This is a genomic window from Nonomuraea sp. NPDC049152 (genome assembly GCF_040648355.1).
Classification (GTDB): domain Bacteria; phylum Actinomycetota; class Actinomycetes; order Streptosporangiales; family Streptosporangiaceae; genus Nonomuraea.
In genome coordinates this window covers 392,109-408,032 of sequence record NZ_JBEZDO010000001.1, presented here as the reverse complement: position 1 = coordinate 408,032, position 15,924 = coordinate 392,109, and the positions used below count along the sequence as shown (strand labels likewise).

Below are 15,924 nucleotides of genomic sequence, written 5' to 3'. Positions count from 1 at the left end.
CTCTGTGACTAGGATCACCGCTCGGCGGCGGCATCCGCTCGCGAGATACGCCGTCCTGCTTTTCGCGTTGGCGCTGGTCGGGGGGGTGTACACCCTCATCACGCCGGCCAGCAGGCCGGCTGACGCCGCTTTGGCGTCCGGCAAGGCCGACGACGTCGCAGAAGGCAAGAGCCTCTTCCAGGCGCACTGCTCGAGCTGCCACGGCATGAACGCCGAGGGCACGTCCACCGGACCCACGCTCGTCGGCGTGGGCGCGGCGGCGGTCGACTTCCAGGTGAGCAGCGGCCGCATGCCCGCCGCCAACCCTGGCGCCCAGGCGCCGCGCAAGCCCAACCCCACGTGGGTCAACGAGGACACCACGCGCCAGCTGGCCGCCTACGTGCAGTCGCTCGGCGGTGGACCCGTCGTCCCCGACAAGAACGCCGTCGACCCCGCACAGGGCGACGTGGCCAGGGGTGGCGAGCTCTTCCGCGCCAACTGCATCCAGTGCCACAACTGGACAGGCGCGGGCGGCGCCCTCACCCAGGGCAAGTACGCGCCGAACCTGAACGAGGCGACGCCCACCCAGATCTACGAGGCGATGGCCACCGGCCCGCAGGCGATGCCGGTCTTCAACGACTCCACGATCACGCCCAAGGAGAAGCGCGACATGATCGCGTACATCACCGACGTGCGCGAGCAGAAGGACCCCGGAGGCTTCGGTCTCGGCCGCATCGGCCCGGTCACCGAGGGCCTCGTGGCGTGGCTCGTGGGCATCAGCGCCCTCGTACTGGCCGCCATCTGGATCACCGCTAAGAAGCGACAGGCGTCATGACAGACAACGGACATGAGATCGAGCAGCCGGACGAGCGCGTCCCCAAGCGCGTCATCGGCACTCCTCCGCACGGCAAGACGTTGATCCCCGCGGAGCAGAAGTCGGACGACGTCGAGGTTCCCGGCGTCTACTACCCAGACGAGGGCAAGGCCCGCAAGGGCGAGCGGATCGCGTCGCTCTGCTTCACGGTCACCTTCATCGCAGCCCTCGTGTTCATCGTCAACTACGTGGTCTTCCAGGTGGGCGACGTCGACAGCACGGCGGTCTCCAACCTCGCGCTCGGCGCGCCGCTGACGGTGGCGCTGCTCGGCCTCGCGGCCGGCATCGTGGTCTGGGTCCGCCAGGTCATGCCGAAGTACACGCTGGTGCAGGAGCGCCACGCGATGGCCTCCGACAGCGACACCAGGGACTACGTCTCCGAGACGTTCCTGCAGGGCGCCAAGGAGAGCGGCTTCGTCAAGCGGCCGCTGCTGCGCCGTACGCTGCTGCTGGCCTCGGCCCCGCTGGGGCTGATCCCGCTGGTGCTGCTGCGCGACCTCGACAACTCCAAGATGCCCGCCTCCGCCTTCCACAAGGAGCTCCGCCACACGGTGTGGGGCACCAAGACGAAGGAGGGCAAGCCGCTCAAGCTTGTCGTCGAGGGCACGGGTCAGCCGATCCGCGCCGCCGACTTCAACTCGCCGGGCGGCATCCTGTCGGTGGTGCCCGAGGGCTACGAGCACGATCTCAACGCCCTGGCGAAGGCCACGCTGATCCTGATCAAGTTCCGCCCCGACGAGATCAAGTCGGGCGTGAACCTGAACTGGACCCACGACGGCATCGTCGCCTACTCCAAGATCTGCACGCACGTCGGCTGCCCCGCGGCCCTGTACGAGCAGACCACGCACCACATCCTGTGCCCCTGCCACCAGTCGACGTTCGACGCCGCTGACGGCGCGAAGGTCATCTTCGGCCCGGCCGCCAGGCCGCTGCCGCAGCTGCCCATCGCGGTCGACGAGCAGGGCTACCTCATCGCCAAGGGAGACTTCGCGGTGCCCGTCGGTCCCAGCTTCTGGGAGCGCGGCGACGCCGAGGCGAAGGTCCGGTCCGAGGGAGGCCACGCATGAGCGACCTGAAGACGGTTCCCAAGGCCATCGGCGGGTCGTCGAGCTACCTCGACGACCGGATCGGCGCGGGCTCCTTCCTCAAGCGCAACCTGCGCAAGGTCTTCCCCGACCACTGGTCGTTCCTGCTCGGTGAGATCGCGCTCTACTCGTTCGTCATCCTGTTGCTGAGCGGCACGTTCCTGACGCTGTTCTTCAAGCCCAGCATGATGCACGTCGTCTACGACGGCTCCTACGAGCCGCTCAAGGGCGTCATGATGTCGGAGGCCTACGCCTCCGCGCTGGAGATCAGCTTCGAGGTCCGCGGCGGTCTGCTGATGCGGCAGATCCACCACTGGGCGGCCCTGCTGTTCGTCGCCGGCATGATGGTGCACATGCTCCGCGTGTTCTTCACGGGTGCATACCGCAAGCCGCGCGAGCTGAACTGGCTGATCGGTGTCCTGCTGCTGACGCTGGCGCTGGCCGAGGGCCTGACCGGTTACTCGCTGCCGGACGACCTGCTGTCCGGCGCCGGTCTGCGCATCACCGAGGGTGTGGCGATCTCGCTGCCGCTGGTCGGCACGTACATCACGTTCTTCCTGTTCGGCGGGGAGTACCCGGGCGAGGACGTCATCTCCCGGTTCTACTCGCTGCACATCCTGCTGATCCCCGGCATCCTGCTGGCGCTCATCTCGGCCCACATGGTGCTGATGTGGGTGCAGAAGCACACGCAGATGCCCGGCAAGGGCCGCGACAACCACAACGTGGTCGGCGCTCCGTTCTACCCGGCGTTCATGCTCAAGGCCGGGGCGTACTTCCTGTTCACCTTCGCGATGGTGGCGGGCCTGGCGACCTTCGCGCAGATCAACCCGATCTGGGCGTTCGGCCCCTACACCCCCGCCGACATCTCGGCCGGTTCACAGCCCGACTTCTACATGGGCTTCCTCGAAGGCTCCCTGCGGTTGATGCCGCCATGGGAGATCAACATCTTCGGGGCCAACGAGTTCGGCACGCTGCCGCTGAGCGTGATCATCCCGGCGCTGGTGCCGATGGGCATCGTGATGACCGGGCTGGCGTTGTACCCGTTCCTGGAGCGGTGGGTCACCGGCGACAACCGCGAGCACCACATCGCCGACCGTCCCCGCAACAACGCGCACCGCACCTCGATCGGCATGGCGGCCATCACGTTCTACGGCGTGCTGTGGCTGCTGGGCGCCAACGACGAGCTGTCGGCCAACTTCCACATCAGCCTGAACTGGACGACCTACATCGGCCGCGTGGCCGTGATCGTCGGCCCGGTGATCGCCTACATCGTCACCTACCGCATTTGCCTGGGGCTGCAGCGTTCCGACGCCGCCGTCATCGGGCACGGCGTGGAGTCGGGTGTGATCAAGCGGCTGCCGCACGGTGAGTTCATCGAGATCCACACGCCGCCGGCGGAGGACATCGAGGCGCACATGCGGGGCAAGGAGGCCATCCAGCAGGTCGACGTCGACGCCGACGGCGAGGGCATCCCGCCGAAGGGGATGCGCGGCCCGCTCGGCAAGCTGCGCGGGCGGATGTCGAAGGCGTACGGCGGGGAGAAGATCCCGCTGGACGACGGCCACGGTCACGGCGACGAGCACGCCGAGATCACCGCCGGCGAGGACCGCAGCCTGACGCACTAGGCTCACCACGCGAAACGCCCCGTCCCGGACACCATCCGTCCGAGCCGGGGCGTTTCCGCATCTCCACGGGTCCGTCCGGGAGGGCTTTAGGGGGCAACGCGGGGTCCCACGCGCCTGCGGTGGCCTCGACCTGGCTTGCCGTACAGGCTGATGGACGGCCCGGCCGGAGAACGCTGAACGGCCGCCGGGGAACGCTGGATGGCAGGGGACGCTCGACGTCAGGCGGAGATGGGTGGGGGGTTAGTCGGATTCGGTGAGGCCGATGGAGAAGGCGGCGTCGAGGTCGTGCTTGGAGTACGTGCGGAACGCGATGTGCGTCGAGGTGTTGAGCACGCCCGGCACCTTGTTGAGCCGGCCGGGGATGACCTCGGCGATCTGCTCGTAGGCGGCGACGCGCACCATGGCCATCAGGTCGTATTCGCCGGTGATCGAGTAGACCTCGCTGACGCCGTCGATCTCGGCGATCGTCTGCGCGATCTCCGGGATTCGGTCCACCTCGGCGTTGATGTGAACGATTGCCGTGACCATGCTCCAACTGTATCGGGTCACCGCAATGGCCGTCCCTCGCGCCTGCTGCGGTGGTCGAGGCGCTGGTAGGCCAGGTCGATGCGGGCCTTGTGCCGGGCGGCGCCGTGGGCGGGCAGCGCCCACTCGCCGTCGACCTCGACCAGCCGCACGCCCGGTGATTCCAGCCATCGCAGGATGCACTCGGTCTCCTCGGCGCTGGCGGCGGGGATGGGGCCCGCGCCGGGGGCGACGGTTTCGGAGGTGGCGACGAGCGCCTCGACGAAGGGGGTGGGGTGGGCGCCGCGCGGCATGTGTCCCGCGGCGGTGAGCCTGCCGTACCGGATGACGTGGATCTCCCATCCGCCGTCGAAGGCGGGGCTGGCGGCGACCATCTGCGGGATGCGGGTCAGCGAGATCAGGCGCTGCATGCGGGCGGCGGTGCGGACGTAGGTGGCGAGCCGGTCGCGGTCGACGGAGGCCTCCTCGTAGCGCTGCTCGACCGACAGGCGCTCCATGCGGGCCTCGAGGGCGGTGAAGACGAGGGAGACGTCGGTGGCCATGGCCCTGCGGGCGCTGTCGACGTGGAGGGCGTAGTCGGCGGGCGTCTCCTTGCCCTCGCAGGGGGCGCCGCACCTGCCCATCTCGTGCAGCACGCAGGCGGGGCGCCAGGTCTTGAGGGTGAGGCGTTCGGTGCACTGGCGCAGCGGCAGGGCCTCGTGGATCGCGGTGCGGGCGTCGTCGGCGGACTTGGCGCTGGTGAACGGGCCGAGGTAGGCGGCGCCGTCGTCCTTGAGCTCGCGGACGATCGACAGGCGGGGGAAGGCCTCGTCGGTCAGCTTGAGCCAGACGACCTTCTCAGGGAAGCGGGACCTGCGGTTGTAGCGGGGTTTGGTGCCGCCGATCAGGCGCAGCTCCCTGACCTCGGCCTCCAGCGGGGTGGCGCAGACGATGTGGCGGACCTGCTCGGCGATGCCGATCATCTCGCGGATGCGGGGCCTGGTCTCGCTGGCGGTGAAGTAGGAGCGGACGCGGTTGCGCAGGTTGGTGGACTTGCCGATGTAGAGGACCTCGCCGCGGGAGTCCTCGAACAGGTAGACGCCGGGGGCGTGGGGCACCGTCTCGGCGAGATGGCGTTTGCGCTGCTGCTCGGGCGTGGGGGCGCGGACGAACGACTTGAGCTCTTCGAGCGTGTGCACCTGGAAGGAGCCGGCGCGGGCGATCAGGCCGTGGAGCACGTCGACGGTCGCCCTGGCGTCCTGAAGGGCGCGGTGGCACGGCTCGACGGGGCTGTGGAAGAACCTGGCGAGCGTGGAGAGCTTGGCGTTGGGGATCTCGTCGCGGGTCAGCACCCTGCGCGCCAGGTCGACGGTGTCGACGACCGGGTTGGCGGGCGGGGGGTAGCCCTGAGCGGCGCAGGCGGCCTTGATGAAGCCGGTGTCGAAGGCGGCGTTGTGGGCGACCAGCGTGGTGCCCGAGATGAACTCGAGAAAGCTGGGCAGCACCGACTCGACGCGCGGGGCGGCCACGACCATGGCGTCGGTGATGCCGGTCAGCACGGAGATGAACGGCGGGATCGGTCCACCGGGGTCGACGAGGGTGGCGAACTCGCCGATCACCTCGCCCGCGCGCACCTTGACCGCGCCGATCTCGGTGATCGCGTGCTCGTGCGCCGAGCCGCCGGTGGTCTCCAGGTCGAAAACGACGAAGGTGACCTCGCTCAGCGGCGTGCCGAGCTCGTCGAGAGTGCCTTGAACCGCGTCCACGTCCAAGACCATAGAGTCGGCGACCGACAGTTATCGGGGCGGCCCGGTGATCGCCCGACTGATCGGGAGCCTGAGCCGAGAGGTCACAACGCGGAGGCCGGACCTCATCAGGGGAGATTATTCGTTACTCTCCCCTGTATGTCCGGGGGACGACTCGCCGGCCGCTACACCCTGATCAGGCCGCTGGGCAGCGGCGGGATGGGCAAGGTCTGGCTGGCCAGAGATGAGATGCTTGACCGCGAGGTGGCGGTCAAGGAGCTCACGCTGCCCGAAGGGCTCGACGAGCAGGGCAGGGCCGAAGCCGTCGCGAGGGCGGTGCGGGAGGCGCAGGCCACCGCGCAGCTGCGCCACCCCGGCGTGGTGGCGCTCCACGACGTCATCGTCGAGTACGGCAGGCCGTGGCTGATCATGGAGCTGCTGCGCGGCCGCACGCTCGGCGAGGCCATCGCGCAGGAGGGCGCGCTGCCGCCCGCGACGGTCGCCAGGATCGGCGCGGACGTGCTGGAGGCGCTGACCGCCGCCCACTCGCGCGGCCTGCAGCACCGCGACGTCAAGCCGGGCAACGTCTTCCTCACCGACAGCGGCCGCGTCGTGCTGACCGACTTCGGCATCGCCAGGCAGGAGGGCCAGGCGACGCTGACCCAGGCGGGCCTGATGATCGGCTCGCCCGGGTTCATCGCGCCCGAGCGCCTGGAGGGTGAGGCCGGTGGGCCGCCGGCCGACCTGTGGTCGCTGGGCGCGACGCTGTTCGCCGCGGCCGAGGGGGTCTCCGCCTATGAGGGCACGGCGATGGAGCGCATCCAGGCGACGCTCACCATGCCGCCGAGGCCTCCGCACCGCTCGGGCCCGCTGGCGCCCGTGCTGAGCGCGATGATGGCCAGGCATCCCGCCGCGCGTCCCGACCCGTGGAGCACGGTCCACGCGCTGCGCCAGGTCGCCATGGGCCAGTCCGCCCCGCCGCTGGCCGGCCAGGACCTGACGGTCCCCGGCAGGATCGCCAAGCCGCGGCGCAGCCGGTCGCTGTGGCTCATCCCCGTCGGCGCCGTGGTCGTCGCGGGCGCGGTCGCCGCGGCCCTGGTGTTCTGGAGGGGCGGTACGGCCACGCCCACCGCGTTCACGCTTCCCGTCGACATGTGCGGGCTGCTCACCCCCTCGCAGGTCGGCGAGGTGCTCGGCACGGGCCAGCCGCCCAAGGGCGTGCAGAGCGCCGCGGAGAGCGACGACAGGCTCGGCGTGGCCTGCGACTGGACGGTCAGCGGCAGGGGCGTGTCGGTGGTCGCGCAGCGCGACTCCGACACCCCGCAGCCGTGGTCGATGACCACCGAGTCCGCGCGCAGGCTGATGGAGAGCCAGCGGGCGTGGATCGGCAAGTACCGGCAGCTGCAGTGGTCGTGGAAGGAGATCGGCGCGAAGGGGCCGTTCACCGCCCAGGTCAGCAAGGCGCAGCCGCTGCAGGGAGTGGGCGAGGAGGGCTACACCTACGAGCTGAGCGCCCAGGGCAGGGTCCACACCGCCGTCGTCATGTACCGGGTGGCCAATCTGGTGGTCCAGGTGGAGTTCACCACGCTGGCGAGCAGGCCCACCGACGACCAGGTCAAGGCGACCGCGCTCACCGTCGCCCGGCAGAGCGAGCAGGCGCTGCGGAGCGGGGGCTAGCGACGTGGAGTACGTGCTCGCCGGTCGCTACCGGCTGGCCGAACGGCTCGGCGAGGGTGGCGCGGGCACCGTGTGGCGCGCCCGCGACGAACGGCTCGGCCGCGACGTCGCGCTCAAGCAGGTCCGCATCCCCCAGCAGCTCGACGCGGCGGGACGGCAGGCCTTCGTCGAGCAGGCCATCCACGAGGCCAGGTCGGCGGGCAGGCTGCGTGACCCGTCGATCGTCATGGTCCACGACGTGGTGCTCGACCAGGGGCTGCCCTGGATCGTCATGGACCTGGCGACGGGACGCTCCCTCGACAGGATCATCAAGGAGAGCGGGCCGCTGCCGCCGCACATCGTGGCCCGCATCGGCCTCCAGGTGCTGTCGGCGCTGGAGGTGGCGCACGCGCACGGCATCCTCCACCAGGACGTCAAGCCCGCCAACATCCTGCTCGACGCCGACGGCACCGCCATGCTCACCGACTTCGGCGTGGCCGCGCCCGTGGGCGGCGTCGGCGGCGGGGGCTCGCCGGGCTACATGCCCCCCGAGCGCCTGAACGGCCTGCCCGCCGGCCCCGCCTCCGACCTGTTCTCGCTGGGCGCGAGCCTCTACACCGCGGTCGAGGGCCACGCGCCCTTCCACAGGGAGACGCAGGCCGCGGTGGCCGCCGCCGTCCTGCTGCGCGATCCGCCGCCGCCGGAGCGGGCGGGCAGGGACCTGGGCAGGCTGATCCTCGACCTGCTGGCCAAGCAGCCCGAACGGCGCCCGCATCCGCGGGAGGCGCGCGAGCGGCTCACCGGCTCGACGAACACCGCGCCCGTCGCCTACCGGCCGCGCCGCAGGTGGAAGCTGCCCACGGCGCTGGCGGTCGCGGCGGTGGCCGCCGTGGGCGGGGTGACCTACGCCTTCGCCGTACCGGGTGAGGGGGAGCGGGGCAGGTTCGCGGACGTGCCCGACGCCTGCGCGCTGCTCACCGACGCCCAGGCCAAGGCTCTGCTGGGCGGCGCAGAGGTGCGCAGGAACACCCCGATCAGGGGCGGATGCGTGTGGGAGGTGTGGAAGGGATCGCACGCCGAGCGCTCGATCAGCCTGCGGCTGGCCGTGCACCGGCCGCAGGGCGGCCACGACGGGCCGCAGGTCGCGAAGCTGGTGTTCGACGACGATCGGGCGGCCGCCGCCTCGTCCGACGACTCGATCTTCAGGAAGACCACCTACAAGATCAGGGACGTGCAGGGCGTGGGTGAGGCCGCCTTCGCCCAGGACTCCTTCGAGATCTACCAGATGGGCGACGGCGACTCGGGACAGGTGTGGTACCGCGTGGCGTCGCGCGACAGCAACCTCACCGCGGAGATCGTCTACAACGTCAGGGAAGTGAAGAAGGCGGACGCGGTGGGGCAGCGGGTGGCGGTGGAGGCGGCGCGGCAGGTCACATCCTCACTTCGAGGTTGACCCCTGCGAGTCAATCGCCATCACAGCGGCTAGCATCCATGCCCATGTCTTGGAGTCAGGACGATCCCCCTCCCACCAACCCATATCGCGCGCCGGACTGGCAGTTCCAGCAGGTGCCGACCATGCCGTCGTCACCGCCGCCCCCGCCGCCGAAGCGTCGCTCATGGGTGCTGCCCACCGTGGCGGCAGGGGCCGCGGTCGTCCTGATCGCCGGTGGCGCCGGCGCCTTCCTCCTGTACGGCAGGGCCGCCTCGAAGGCCACCCCCGGCGATTCGGCTTCGCCCGCCGCGAGCGGGTCCGCCACGCCGCCCTCCGCCGCGCCGGTGCTGGACGTCTGCACCATGCTGCCCGCCGCGCAGACCGAGCGGCTGGTGCCCGCGGCGACCGTGGACAAGCGGTCGAGGGACGCCGACTTCGCCGTCTACTCCTCCTGCGACTGGACCAACCGCCGCATCTCCTACGGCGAGTTCTGGCGCAGCCGCGAGATCAAGGTCAGCATCGCCCAGCACAAGCCCAACGGGCCGAAGACCGGCAGGGCGCAGGCGCAGCAGTCGCACGAGTCGGAGCGGGGCTTCTTCACCTACAAGGCGAACAACAAGAAGCAGGCCGACGACGACCCGGGGGAGAAGGACTACTACTCGCCCGTCAAGGAGTACGCGGGGGTGGGCGACGGCGCCTTCGGCCAGTACACGTGGCGGCGCGACAAGCTGCTCTGGTACTCCTTCGGCGAGGGCCGCGCCCGCGTCGACGACCTGATCATCGAGGTCCACTACGAGGCGAGCCAGCAGCGCAAGGACGCCAAGATCCTCTCGAGCGAGAGCACGCAGTCCGTCAGCGAGGAGAACGCGCTGCGCGAGGTCGGCCTGCTGCTGACGGACCTGGCCAAGTCGGCGGCGGAGTGGAAGCGGGCCCACCCGGGCCGGCTCGCCAAGGCCGAGCCGAGCGCGCCGCCGTCCGCGACCCGCACGCCGACGCCGACGCCGACTTCCACACCCACGGTGGTGGCCCAGCTGCCTCCTGCCTGCAAGCGGATGTCGCCCGCGATGACGAAGCTCGTGCCGGGGGCCACCGAGCGTGCCAGGGCCAACGACGTCGCGGGTATGAAGGAGACCGAGTGCCGCTGGCTCAGCCTGAACGCGCCCGGAGGCGAGGGCAGGCGCAGGATCCGCAGCGCGCTCCTGACGATCCAGGTGTTCAGCAACCGCGCGGGCGCGGGCGACCCGACCGCCGCGCTGAGCCGCTTCTCCAGCAAGATCGGCAGCGCCAGGGCCACGGAGAGCAGCGCGTTCGGCGGCGTCACCTGGGGCAAGATCGAGAAGCTGAAGGGCCTCGGCGACGACGCCTACATCCAGTACTGGGTCGACAAGAAGAACACCGTGTTCAACGGCAGCGCCGACGTCGTGGTCAGACTCGGCCCCACGCTCGTCCACGCCTCATTCGCGGGGTCGGACCTCGGCGCCGACGAGCCCACCAACTCGCCCAAGGTCAAGGTGCTGGGCGAGAAGGAGGCAAGGGCCGGCGCCATGACGGTCGCGAAGGAGATCCTCGCCTCTCTCGCCCAGTCGGGCTGAAGAAGGACTGACGAGCCCGCCGCCGAGGGGCGGCGGGCCCGCTCCTGCGGAAGCGTCAACGCCGCCGCTCCCCGCCGACGCCCCTGACGAGGAACGGCCCCAGCAGCCCTGGTACGGCGCGGGCCGCCAGGTCGAGCCCCTCGGTGGTGCCCACGTCGATCACGTCGTAGTGGCCGTCGCCCGCCGCGGTCGTGGCGGCCACGGTGACGAGGCCGAGACGGCGCTGGAAGAAGGACTGCCTGATCCGCCAGCCGACGATGCCGCCGGTGTCCAGCGCGACCGTGGTGCGCCCGGCCGAGCCGGCCCTGGCGAGCAGGTGACCGCCGGTGAGCCGGTGCCCGAGCCCCCTGTAGGCGTCGGCGGCGAGGGCCAGGGCGAAGGGGAGGACGAGGACGGGCAGCGCCCACGCGGCCGGCGGGATCCAGCCGGTCAGCCACTCGGTGACGCCCATGGCGGCGGCGAGCAGCGCGACGGTGACGAGCGCCCGACGCGTCCGCCGCCCCCTGGCCGCCCTCGGGTGCGGCTCCAGATCTCCCCACAGCGCGGCCTCACGCGCCGCCGAGGCGGCGAGCGTGCCGGAGGTCCCGGGCAGGGCGTGGGCGCCCTGCCTCGGCGCAGGCGCGGCGTGCGGGGCGTGGGTGTTGCGAGCCGGCGCGGGCGCGGCGTGCAGGACGTGGGAGGCGACGCGGAAGGCCTCGTCGCGCGGGACCGGCGGGGTCAGCGCGGAGACCTCCTCGCTCTCCCGCCCCTCCGCCTTCCGCAGCCCGACCGCCACCACCCTGACCTTGGCGCCCCCGCCCAGCCTCAGCAGCAGCGGCTCGGCCACCGTCACCCCGCGCAGCCTGCGCGTCTCCATGGTGAGCGAGCGGGTGGTGAGCAGCCCCCTGCGCACCCGCAGCGTCCTGGGCTCCTGCTCCAGGCGATAGTTCCCCCACGACTCGGCGAACAGGCCCACCGCGCCGACCAGCCCCACCAGCAGGCTGACGGCCATCACGCTCGGCACCGCGACCCACGGGTTGCCGACCAGCCACTCCCACACCGCCTTGGCAGCCGAGGTGCTGAACAGGTCGACGCCGACCACGTCGAGCACCTTCTTGATCGCGCCGAACGCGATCGCGCCACCGACGAACACCCAGATCGACAGCGGCGCGTACCGGATCCAGCTCCACCGCAGCGTGGCCACGGCCTGCCCGCTCTCCTCGTGCTCGGCGCCCGGCGCGGAAGGCGCTTCGAGCGTGTCGGCGGCATGGCCTGACGCGGCCGCACCCGCCCCCGTCAGGAGGGTGCGACGCAGCGTCTCGGCCTCGTGCGCGGCTATCGCGTTCAGGGTGAGCTCGGTGTGCTCTCCCGTGGTGTGCTCGCCGGTGCCGACCTTGACGACGGCCAGGCGCAGCGCACGCCGTACGACATCGGCTTTGACGTCGACGCTGCGCACGCGGTCACGGGGGATCGAGCGGTGCTGGCGCACCAGGACCCCGGTGTGCAGTTCGAGCCGGTCGGGGGTGAGCCTGAAGCGGGTGGTGCGCAGGCGGGCCACCCCGTAGACGTAACCGGCGACCAGCACCAGGGCCACGACGCCCGCGGCGCAGGCGATGACCAGCTCGCGGGACAGGTCCTGCTCGAGCAGGAACCGCGTCACGCCGAACGCCGCGGGCGCGGCGACCGTCAGCGACATCGCCGCGGTGGCGAGCGGGATCCTCCGGTGGAGCGTGCTCCACGCGAGCCCGGTCTCGATCTCTCGTTGGGCGGTCACGTGGCGTCTCCCCGCGTGGCCTGCGTGATCGCGGTGAGCCTGGCGGCCAGCTCCGCGGCGAGCTCGTGGTCCAGCCCCTCGATCTTGATCGCGCCCGCGGCGGACGCGGTCGTCACCGTGACGTCGGCCAGTCCGAACAGCCGTTGCACGGGGCCGCGGGCGGTGTCGACGGTCTGGATGCGCGACATCGGCGCCACCCTCCACGTGTGGGTGACCCAGCCGGAGCGGACGTAGACGGCCTCGTCGGTGATCTCCCACCGCTGGACCCGGTAGTAGGCGCGCGGCGCGAACGCGGCCAGCAGCACGCAGGCCAGCGAGACGGCCACGGCCGCCGCGCCGAGCGCGACCGAGTGCGGCGTGAAGAACCAGTACGCCACGGCGACGGCCACAACGAGCGGCAGCGCCAGCATGAACGCCTGGACGGTCCACCAGGAGGCGGCCCGAGGGTCGGCGAGGTTGCGAGGAGGGCGAAGGGTGAGCTCGGCCATGGTTCAGCTCGCCTGCTTCTTCATGGAGCCCGCCGCGGCGAGCAGCGCGAAACCGAGGACGCCGAGCCCGATGCCGGCGAAGACCTCGTAGCCGTCGAGGAACGGCAGGCGGTTGATGATCAGGAAGTTGTGCGCCCAGCCCCACCAGCCGAGGACGGTGTTGACCACACCGCCGATGCCCTGGATGAGGAACAGGGCTCCGACCACTTCGAGGATTGCCTTCATGCCGTCAAGCCTCCGGCTCGGACGGGGGCCGGGGCGTCGGCCGGAGGTTGAGACCGGCATCGACTTTGGTCGCTGTCGGCGTGCCGAAGGGAGGCCCTAACGTGGGGCGACATGAAGTTGGAGTACCGGTGGCTGCTGCCTTCGGTCCTGCTCGGCGACCCCGACGAGGGGCGGCCAGTGCGCCGTTCGACCCGAGACTGGATCGTCGACATCGTCATCTTCCTGGTCGCCTGCGGGCTGGCCGTGCTGACGCTGCCCGACCTGGACGGCCTGGCCAGGCCGTTGCGGATCAGCGAGCAGGTGCTCGGCGCGCTCACGTGCGCGTCGGTGTGGCTGCGCCGCCGGTGGCCGGTCACGCTGTCGGTCGTGACGACGCTGGTGTCGACCGCGTTCGTCATGGTGGGCGGGGCGGCCGCGGTGGCGCTGTTCACGGTCGCCGTGCACCGCCCCTTCAAGATCTCCGGCATCCTCCTCGGGCTGAACCTGGTCACGCTCCTCCCGCTGTCGTGGTGGCGCCCCGACGAAGAGCTCGGCCCCGTGTGGTCGGCGGGGGTGGGCTTCATGCTCGTGCTGCTGGTGTTCGGCTGGGGGATCGTGGTCAGGTCGAGGCGGCAGTTGGTCTACTCGCTCAGGGAGCAGGCCAAGGTGGCGGGGCGCGAGGCCAGGCGGCTCGAACGCGAGCGCATCGCCCGCGAGATGCACGACGTGCTCGCCCACCGGATCTCGATCCTCAGCCTGCACGCGGGCGCGCTGGAGTTCAGGCCGGACGCGCGGCCCGAGCAGATCGCCAAGGCGGCGGGGGCGATCAGGGAGAGCGCCCACCAGGCGCTGCAGGACCTGCGCGAGGTCATCGGCGTGCTGCGCCAGCCGGGCGACCAGGGGGAGATCCAGCCCGAGCGGCCGCAGCCCACGCTGGCCGACCTGGCGAGTCTGGCCGAGGAGTCGCGTGAGGCGGGCATGGAGGTGACGCTCCGGATGGAGGCCGACCAGGCGCCGGAGAGCCTCGGCCGCAACGCCTACCGGATCGTCCAGGAGGCGCTCACCAACGCGCGCAAGCACGCGCCCGGCGCACCTGTCCTGGTCGCCGTGACGGGCGGGAAGGAAGAGGGGCTGACCATCGCGGTGCGCAACAAGATCGGCTGGCCGTCCGCCATCCCCGGCACGGGGACGGGCCTGATAGGGCTGGCCGAGCGGGCCGAACTGGCGGGCGGACGGCTGGAGCACCGCCGTACGCCCGAGGGTGATTTCGTTCTGGAAGCATGGTTGCCGTGGCCGACATGAAGATTCGCGTGCTGATCGTCGACGACGACGCGCTCGTCAGGGCAGGGCTGTCGATGATCCTCGGCGGCACGGGCGACATCGAGGTGGTGGGCGAGGCCGCCGACGGGGACCAGGTGCCGAAGATGGTCGCCCTGCACCGCCCCGACATGGTGCTCATGGACATCCGCATGCCGCGGGTCGACGGCCTGTCGGCCACCGAGGCGCTGCGCGCCACGACAGGATCGCCCGAGGTGGTGGTGCTGACCACCTTCCACGCCGACGCGCAGGTGCTGCGGGCGCTGAGGGCGGGCGCGGCCGGGTTCCTGCTGAAGGACATCCCGCCCGCCGACCTGGTCGCCGCGATCCGTAAGGTCGCCTCGGGGGAGCCGATCCTGTCGCCGGCCGTCACCAGGCAGCTCATCTCCCACGTGGCAGACGGCGGCGCGGGCAGCCGTCGGGACAGGGCGCGCTCCCTGCTGGCGCGGCTGAGCGAGCGTGAGCGCGAGGTGGCGGTCGCGGTCGGGCAGGGCAGGTCGAACGCCGAGATCGGCGGCGAGCTCTACATGAGCGTCGCGACCGTCAAGGCGCACGTCTCCCGCATCCTCACCAAGCTGGGCCTCAACAACAGGGTGCAGATCGCGCTGCTGGTCCACGACTCGGAGTCATGACAGCATCCGTTCCAGCAGGGCGCGGTGCAGCACGAGGTCGTCGGGATCGTCGGGCATGGGCTGCTCGCCGAAGTGGATGCGGCGCTGCCAGACGCGGGCCATGACGATCCCGTGCCTGAGCGCGGCGTACACCTCGTGGAAGTCCATGTTCTCCGGCGTGTGGCCGGACAGGTCGCGGTAGGTGGCGCAGACGTCGGCGCGGCGCATGAAGTCGGGCAGTCCCGGCAGTTCGAAGACCTCGGCGAGGTCCTGGAAGAACCGGTGCAGGAAGATCATCCAGGCCAGGTCGAGCTCGCGGGGGCCCACCGCCGCCATCTCCCAGTCGAGGACCGCCACGGGGGTGAAGTCGCGGTACATCACATTCCCGATCCTGGCGTCGCCCCAGGTCAGCACGTCAGGGCCGGGCTCGTCCGGCCAGTGCTCCTCCAGCCAGTCGAAGGCCCGCTCCAGCAGCGGGATGCGGCTCGGGCCGCGCATCCACTCGTAGTAGGCGCGCTGCGCGTCGACGTGGGCCCGCAGCCCGCGCCGGCCGAGGGGCGCGAGCTCGGCGTCGCTGAACTCCGCGCCGTGCAGCCTGGCGGCGACCGCGACTGTGGCGTCCTGCAGCCGCCGCCGGTCGGGGGGCTCGGCCTCCCGCAGCCAGCCCTCGAAGGTGTACGGCGGGACGTCGGGCGGTACCTCGCCCTCCTCCCGCTCCATCACGAAGAAGGGTGTGCCGAGCGGCTCTGCCGACGGCTCGAACCGCAGCGTCCTCGGCGCGAGCACTCCCGCCCTCTCCCTGGCCAGCCGCATCACCTCGAACTGGGTGCCGAGGTCGTAGGTGGGGAAGACGGGCACCGCCTCCCGAGCCGGCGCGAGGCGGGCCACGCACCTGGTCGTTCCCGCGGTGAAGAAGAGGGTCTCGCTGGACATCCCGTTGGCGGAGGGGCGCGACAGCTGCGACACGTCGTCCCCCAGCCAGGCGCTCAGCCGCTCGCGCAGGTCATCCAGGTCCCTGGTGGAGGTGCGCATCTGCTCGGTCACGCACCTGTCGTACAT

Annotated in this window: 14 protein-coding genes; 8 read left to right on the top strand and 6 right to left on the bottom strand. The window is 71.2% G+C overall.

The features are described 5' to 3' along the window. The first annotated feature begins 4 nt into the window (after positions 1–4). From AB0B45_RS01930 to AB0B45_RS01920, 3 genes are read left to right on the top strand one after another with little or no spacing between them, the layout of a single operon-like run. A complete protein-coding gene (locus AB0B45_RS01930) occupies positions 5–814 on the top strand; it encodes a c-type cytochrome (RefSeq protein ID WP_358123831.1) in 810 nt (269 codons plus the stop codon). Beyond that, positions 811–1,920: a Rieske 2Fe-2S domain-containing protein gene (locus tag AB0B45_RS01925; RefSeq protein WP_358123829.1), complete on the top strand. Its 1,110-nt coding sequence runs from the start codon at positions 811–813 to the stop codon at positions 1,918–1,920. The genes AB0B45_RS01930 and AB0B45_RS01925 overlap by 4 nt, the downstream gene beginning before the upstream one ends. Continuing rightward, positions 1,917–3,563 carry a ubiquinol-cytochrome c reductase cytochrome b subunit gene (locus AB0B45_RS01920; RefSeq protein WP_358123827.1) on the top strand — a complete coding sequence of 549 codons (1,647 nt, stop codon included), beginning with the start codon at positions 1,917–1,919 and terminating at the stop codon, positions 3,561–3,563. The genes AB0B45_RS01925 and AB0B45_RS01920 overlap by 4 nt, the downstream gene beginning before the upstream one ends. Positions 3,564–3,803: 240 nt before the next feature. Here the strand turns inward: AB0B45_RS01920 and AB0B45_RS01915 are convergent, their stop codons facing one another. Both AB0B45_RS01915 and AB0B45_RS01910 read right to left on the bottom strand, forming a co-directional pair. Continuing rightward, entirely contained in the window at positions 3,804–4,091 is a 288-nt protein-coding gene (locus AB0B45_RS01915; RefSeq protein ID WP_358123825.1) for an Lrp/AsnC ligand binding domain-containing protein, read from the bottom strand. Between the two features lie 17 nt (positions 4,092–4,108). Continuing rightward, the gene (locus tag AB0B45_RS01910; RefSeq protein WP_358123823.1) at positions 4,109–5,833 is read right to left on the bottom strand and encodes a DEDD exonuclease domain-containing protein; all 1,725 of its coding nucleotides are present in this window, start codon (positions 5,831–5,833) and stop codon (positions 4,109–4,111) included. A gap of 138 nt (positions 5,834–5,971) precedes the next feature. Here AB0B45_RS01910 and AB0B45_RS01905 point away from each other — a divergent pair, with 138 nt between their 5' ends. Genes AB0B45_RS01905 through AB0B45_RS01895 form a run of 3 tightly spaced genes read left to right on the top strand, consistent with a single transcriptional unit; the run spans position 5,972 to position 10,492 of the window. Beyond that, entirely contained in the window at positions 5,972–7,489 is a 1,518-nt protein-coding gene (locus AB0B45_RS01905) for a serine/threonine-protein kinase (RefSeq protein WP_358123821.1), read from the top strand. Between the two features lie 4 nt (positions 7,490–7,493). Continuing rightward, positions 7,494–8,921, top strand: a complete 1,428-nt coding sequence (locus tag AB0B45_RS01900) for a serine/threonine-protein kinase (RefSeq protein ID WP_358123819.1) — start codon at positions 7,494–7,496, stop codon at positions 8,919–8,921. 44 nt (positions 8,922–8,965) lie between these two features. Next, positions 8,966–10,492, top strand: coding sequence for a hypothetical protein (locus AB0B45_RS01895; protein WP_358123817.1), 1,527 nt, complete (start codon positions 8,966–8,968; stop codon positions 10,490–10,492). Positions 10,493–10,547: 55 nt separating this feature from the next. Here the strand turns inward: AB0B45_RS01895 and AB0B45_RS01890 are convergent, their stop codons facing one another. From AB0B45_RS01890 to AB0B45_RS01880, 3 genes are read right to left on the bottom strand one after another with little or no spacing between them, the layout of a single operon-like run. Further along, positions 10,548–12,245, bottom strand: a complete 1,698-nt coding sequence (locus AB0B45_RS01890) for a PH domain-containing protein (protein WP_358123815.1) — start codon at positions 12,243–12,245, stop codon at positions 10,548–10,550. Beyond that, a complete protein-coding gene (locus AB0B45_RS01885; RefSeq protein WP_358123813.1) occupies positions 12,242–12,733 on the bottom strand; it encodes a PH domain-containing protein in 492 nt (163 codons plus the stop codon). Before AB0B45_RS01885 ends, AB0B45_RS01890 begins: the two co-directional genes overlap by 4 nt. Before the next feature lie 3 nt (positions 12,734–12,736). Beyond that, positions 12,737–12,958, bottom strand: coding sequence for a hypothetical protein (locus tag AB0B45_RS01880; protein ID WP_358123811.1), 222 nt, complete (start codon positions 12,956–12,958; stop codon positions 12,737–12,739). A 111-nt stretch (positions 12,959–13,069) separates the two neighbouring features. On the opposite strand from AB0B45_RS01880, the gene AB0B45_RS01875 reads away from it, so the two are divergent. Both AB0B45_RS01875 and AB0B45_RS01870 read left to right on the top strand, forming a co-directional pair. After that, positions 13,070–14,239 carry a histidine kinase gene (locus AB0B45_RS01875; RefSeq protein WP_358123809.1) on the top strand — a complete coding sequence of 390 codons (1,170 nt, stop codon included), beginning with the start codon at positions 13,070–13,072 and terminating at the stop codon, positions 14,237–14,239. After that, positions 14,236–14,886, top strand: a complete 651-nt coding sequence (locus tag AB0B45_RS01870; protein WP_358123807.1) for a response regulator transcription factor — start codon at positions 14,236–14,238, stop codon at positions 14,884–14,886. The genes AB0B45_RS01875 and AB0B45_RS01870 overlap by 4 nt, the downstream gene beginning before the upstream one ends. On the opposite strand, the gene AB0B45_RS01865 is transcribed toward AB0B45_RS01870, so the two are convergent. Then, positions 14,881–15,909, bottom strand: a complete 1,029-nt coding sequence (locus tag AB0B45_RS01865; RefSeq protein ID WP_358123805.1) for a phosphotransferase family protein — start codon at positions 15,907–15,909, stop codon at positions 14,881–14,883. The genes AB0B45_RS01870 and AB0B45_RS01865 overlap by 6 nt on opposite strands. Positions 15,910–15,924: the final 15 nt, after the last annotated feature.